This window comes from Bradyrhizobium sp. (genome assembly GCF_036009065.1).
GTDB lineage: Bacteria > Pseudomonadota > Alphaproteobacteria > Rhizobiales > Xanthobacteraceae > Bradyrhizobium.
In genome coordinates this window covers 1-4,635 of sequence record NZ_DASYMN010000359.1, presented here as the reverse complement: position 1 = coordinate 4,635, position 4,635 = coordinate 1, and the positions used below count along the sequence as shown (strand labels likewise).

6 protein-coding genes and 1 pseudogene are annotated in these 4,635 nt (G+C 65.1%); all 7 read left to right on the top strand.

Translation table 11 applies throughout. From position 1 onward, the window contains the following. Window positions 1-405, top strand: a 405-nt coding sequence (locus VGP39_RS21745; RefSeq protein ID WP_327570155.1) for a NifU family protein, incomplete at its 5' end; no start/stop codon positions are given. Window positions 406-542: 137 nt separating this feature from the next. Further along, a complete protein-coding gene (gene tsaB / locus VGP39_RS21740) occupies window positions 543-1,241 on the top strand; it encodes a tRNA (adenosine(37)-N6)-threonylcarbamoyltransferase complex dimerization subunit type 1 TsaB (protein WP_327570154.1) in 699 nt (232 codons plus the stop codon). After that, window positions 1,238-1,723 (top strand): ribosomal protein S18-alanine N-acetyltransferase, encoded by a 486-nt coding sequence (rimI, locus tag VGP39_RS21735; RefSeq protein WP_327570153.1) that lies wholly within the window; start codon window positions 1,238-1,240, stop codon window positions 1,721-1,723. Before tsaB ends, rimI begins: the two co-directional genes overlap by 4 nt. Before the next feature lie 45 nt (window positions 1,724-1,768). Then, complete coding sequence (locus VGP39_RS21730) at window positions 1,769-2,221, top strand: Fur family transcriptional regulator (protein WP_327570152.1); 453 nt, start codon at window positions 1,769-1,771, stop codon at window positions 2,219-2,221. Next, entirely contained in the window at window positions 2,218-2,919 is a 702-nt protein-coding gene (locus VGP39_RS21725; RefSeq protein ID WP_327570151.1) for an HAD family hydrolase, read from the top strand. Before VGP39_RS21730 ends, VGP39_RS21725 begins: the two co-directional genes overlap by 4 nt. A gap of 173 nt (window positions 2,920-3,092) precedes the next feature. Then, the gene (gene miaB, locus VGP39_RS21720) at window positions 3,093-4,505 is read left to right on the top strand and encodes a tRNA (N6-isopentenyl adenosine(37)-C2)-methylthiotransferase MiaB (protein ID WP_327570150.1); all 1,413 of its coding nucleotides are present in this window, start codon (window positions 3,093-3,095) and stop codon (window positions 4,503-4,505) included. A 4-nt stretch (window positions 4,506-4,509) separates the two neighbouring features. Beyond that, a pseudogene (locus VGP39_RS21715) lies at window positions 4,510-4,635 on the top strand (phosphate starvation-inducible protein PhoH); the annotation flags it as partial.

Here is a 4,635-nt window from a genome sequence, read left to right as displayed (position 1 = left end):
TACGGCTCGGATTTCGTCACCGTGACCAAGGACGACAGCGACTGGCAGCATCTGAAGCCCGCGATCCTCGGCGCCATCATGGAGCACTACATGTCCGGCGCGCCGCTGATGGCCGACGGCAGCGCCGGCGGCGACGAGGCCGCCGATCAAGAGGACGAGTTCTTCGATCAGGCCGACGCCGAGACCGTGGACACCATCAAGGACCTGATCGAAACCCGGGTGCGGCCTGCGGTCGCCAATGACGGCGGCGACATCACCTTCCGCGGTTTTAAGGACGGCATCGTCTATCTCAACATGAAGGGCTCCTGCGCCGGCTGCCCCTCCTCCACCGCGACGCTGCAGCACGGCATCCAGAACCTGCTGAAGCATTTCGTGCCCGACGTGGTTGAAGTAAGGCCGATCTAACCGGTTGCCCGCGTCCGCTAATATGTGAATTTCAAGATTTTCGTCATGGCCGGGCTTGTCCCGGCCATCCACGTCTTGTCTTGTGGCAAGGTAGACGTGAATGCCCGGGACAAGCCCGGGCATGACGAGAAAAGGCCATGCTGATCCTCGCCATCGACACCGCGCTCGACGCCTGCGCCGCCGGGGTGCTGGACACCGATGCCGGCCGGATGATCGCGCGGGAATCGCTCGCCATGAAGCGCGGGCATGCCGAGGCGCTGATGCCGCTGATCGCGCGCGTCATCAAAGCGTCCGGCCTCGGCTTTGCAGGCCTCGACCGCATCGCGGTGACCACCGGCCCCGGCAGTTTTACCGGCGTGCGGGTTGGCCTGTCCGCGGCGCGCGGGCTCGCGCTCGCCGCCGGCAAGCCGGTGGTCGGCGTGACCACGCTGGCGGCCTACGCCGCGCCCATCGTCAACGAAGCCGGTGAGCATCCCGTGATCTCCGTGATCGATGCGCGGCATGATCATGTCTATCTGCAAGTGGTCGCCGGCAACGGCTCCTCACTGCTCTGGCCGCGCCTCGCGCCGGTCGAAGAGGCGCTGGACGCCGCGCGTTTCGGCGCACCGTATCTGGTCGGCAACGCCGTGAAGATTCTTGGGCAACGCTGGCCGAGCGATGCGCCGGCGCCGATACAGGCCGATGCGCAGCCGGCGCCTGATATCGCCTGGGTCGGCTGGCTCGGCGCCGCCGTCAATCCCGATACCGCGGCGGCCCGGCCGTATTATCTGCGCGCGCCCGACGCAAGGCCTCAAAAGGACATGCTGCGACAGGCGACGCAGCCATCCGAGCCGTGATCGCCTGGCTGTCCGACCTGTGGGGCGGCGGCGCCGTTGCGATCGAGCCCGCGACCCCTCGCGACGCGGCAAAGCTGGCGCAGCTTCACGGCGCATCGTTTCATCGCGGCTGGGGCGAAGGCGAATTCGAGCAGATGCTGGCCGAGCGCAACACGCTGGTGCACCGGTTGCGACAGGGACGGAAAGTGATCGGCTTTGCGGTGTCGCGCATGGCGGCGGATGAAGCCGAAATCCTGTCGATCGCCGTCGACCCAAGGCATCGCGGCCGCGGCCTGTCGCGCAATCTGCTGCTGACGCATCTGGGCCATCTCGCGGGCCGCGGCGTGCGCACGGTGTTCCTCGAGGTCGAGGAAAATAATCAGCCGGCGCGCCGACTCTACGACCGGGCCGGATTTAGCGTGGCCGGCCGCCGCGAACGCTATTACCAGCAGCCCGGCGGTGAACAATTGAACGCAGTGTTGATGCGTCGCGACTTGTCGTGAGCCGCGCCGGATGGCAGAACAGGCTCGTTGCCAAGGCATGAAACCATGACCGCCCTGAAATCCACGTCCGCGCTGAAGGCGACCGGCATCGAGGCGCGCTGCGCCGCCACCGGCATGCGCATGACCGAGCAGCGCCGCGTCATCGCGCGCGTGCTGGCGGAGGCGCTGGACCATCCCGACGTCGAGGAATTGTATCGCCGCTGCGTCGCGGTCGACGACAAGATCTCGATCTCGACGGTGTACCGCACCGTAAAACTGTTCGAGGACGCAGGGATCATCGAGCGGCACGATTTCCGCGAGGGCCGCGCCCGCTATGAGCAGATGCGCGACAGCCACCACGACCATCTGATCAATCTTCGCGACGGCAAGGTGATCGAATTCACCTCCGAGGAAATCGAAAAGCTGCAGGCGGAGATCGCGCGCAAGCTCGGCTACAAGCTGGTCGATCACCGGCTGGAATTGTATTGCGTGCCGCTGGACGACGATAAAGCGTCTTGAGCTTCGATCTGATCATTTTCGACTGCGACGGCGTGCTGGTCGACAGCGAGGTCATTTCCTGCCGTGCGCATGCGGCGACGTTGACCCGCCACGGCTACCCGATCACGGAAGATCAGGTGCTGGATCGCTTTCTCGGCGTCTCCGATCTCGAGGCGCGGCTGATCGTCGAAGCTGAACTCGGCCGCAAGCTTCCGGACGATTTTGAAGCGCAGATGAAACAGACAGCGCTGCAATGCTACGCCGACGAGCTGCGGCCCGTTCCCTATGTGGTCCAGGCGGTCGCCGCGATCGGTCTGCCGAAGTGCGTGGCATCGAGCGGCACGCCGGAAAAGATTCGCCATGGCCTGACCTGCGCCGGCCTCTACGACATCCTCGCGCCGCATATTTTCTCGGCAAGCCAGGTCAAGCGCGGCAAGCCGGCGCCCGACCTGTTTCTGTTCGCTGCCGAACAGATGCAGGCGCTACCGGCGCGATGCGTGGTGATCGAGGACAGCGTCCCCGGCGTCACCGGCGCGCGCGCCGCCGGGATGACGGTGCTGGGATTCCACGGCGGCAGCCACTGCCGGCCCGGCTATGCCGACAAGCTCAGAGCCGCCGGCGCGGCGGTGACATTCGACGACATGCGGCAGTTGCCGGGGATGATCGGCGATGCGCGATTACACACTCCGCGTCGTGCCCGCGAAGGCGAGGACCCATAACCCCTGGCGGTCGCTGGTGCGGCCGGAGTTGCAACATCGTGCCTAAACGAGGCGACACGGCGTGTGGGTCTGCGCCTTCGCGGGGACGACGAATGGAGTGGATTTCCTGCGCTTTAGCCTATAATTGAGCCCCGCGCCGCAATGGCGCCATGTCAGGTCCGCATTCAGGTTCCATGAGCCAGCCGCGCAAGCTGCATATCAAGTCCTATGGCTGCCAGATGAATGTCTACGATGCGCAGCGCATGGTGGACACGCTGGCGGGCGAGGGCTTTGTCGAGACCGCTGATGTGGACGACGCCGATCTGGTGATCCTCAACACCTGCCACATCCGCGAAAAGGCCTCCGAAAAAGTCTATTCCGAGCTCGGTCGGCTGCGCGCTGCCAAGGACGAGGCCGCGCAGCAGGGCCGCAAGATGAACATCGTCGTCGCCGGCTGCGTCGCGCAGGCCGAGGGCAACGAAATCATCCGCCGCGCGCCGGTAGTCGATGTGGTGGTCGGCCCGCAGAGCTATCATCATCTGCCGCAACTGCTGGCGCACGCCAAAATGCATGGCCGCGCGCTGGAAACCGAATTTCCGGTCGAGGACAAGTTCGGGTTCCTGCCACCGCCGTCGCGGCAGGCGATCCGCGCCCGCGGCATTTCATCCTTCGTCACCGTGCAGGAAGGCTGCGACAAGTTCTGCACCTTCTGCGTGGTGCCCTATACCCGCGGCGCCGAAGTATCGCGCCCCGTCGCGAAGATTACCGATGAGGTGCGCAGGCTTGCCGACAATGGCGTGCGCGAAATCACGCTGATCGGCCAGAACGTCAACGCCTATCACGGCGAAGGCCCGGACGGCCGGCCATGGCCGCTCGGCGCCCTGCTGCGGTATCTTGCGGAAATCCCAGGCATCGTTCGGCTGCGCTACTCGACCAGCCATCCCCGCGATGTCGACGACACGCTGATCGAGGCGCATCGCGATCTGCCGGAGCTGATGCCGTTCGTGCACCTGCCGGTACAATCCGGCTCCGACCGCGTCCTCGGCGTCATGAACCGCAAGCATACATCGGACGATTATCGCCGCGTCATCGACCGTTTTCGCGCCGCGCGGCAAGATATTGCATTTTCATCGGATTTTATCGTGGGTTTCCCCACCGAGACCGAGGAAGATTTTTGCGCCACCCTCGCGCTGGTCAGCCAAATCGGCTACGCTGGCGCCTATTCGTTCAAGTATTCGCCGCGGCCGGGAACGCCGGCGGCGGACATGCGGGAGATGGTGTCAGCGAAAGAGATGGACGAGCGATTGGTGCGGCTCCAGGAATTGATCGACAGCCAGCAATCGGCCTTCAACAAGGCGATGATTGGCTTAACCGTCGATGTGCTGTTCGAGCGGCCCGCGCGCAATCCCGGCCAGATCGTCGGCCGCACCGCCTATCTGCAGCCGGCGCATGTGTTGGCCTCGCCCGACAGCATCGGGCAGGTGCTGCCGGTCGCAATCGAAAGCCTCGAGCGCTACAGCCTGCTCGGCAGGCTCGTGGCGCCACCGATGCGGCCCGCGCCGGCGCCTCGTTCAAGTACACCCTTGCAGACAACAGTGGGAGCCTGAACCCTTGCCCAAAAGCGCATCGGATTCGCCTTCGCTCGCCCCCAGCCGCAAACTCGACCGCGACCTGCAAGCCCCGCCCGAAACCCAAGTCGTCATCGACTTCGATGACAACCGCGCGGCCTCCGCGCTG

Bases quoted from the DNA above. Each gene is read 5' to 3' on its own strand.
- tsaB (WP_327570154.1), top strand. From the start codon at position 543: ATGCTGATCCTCGCCATCGACACCGCGCTCGACGCCTGCGCCGCCGGG.
- VGP39_RS21730 (WP_327570152.1), top strand. From the start codon at position 1,769: ATGACCGCCCTGAAATCCACGTCCGCGCTGAAGGCGACCGGCATCGAG.
- miaB (WP_327570150.1), top strand. From the start codon at position 3,093: ATGAGCCAGCCGCGCAAGCTGCATATCAAGTCCTATGGCTGCCAGATG.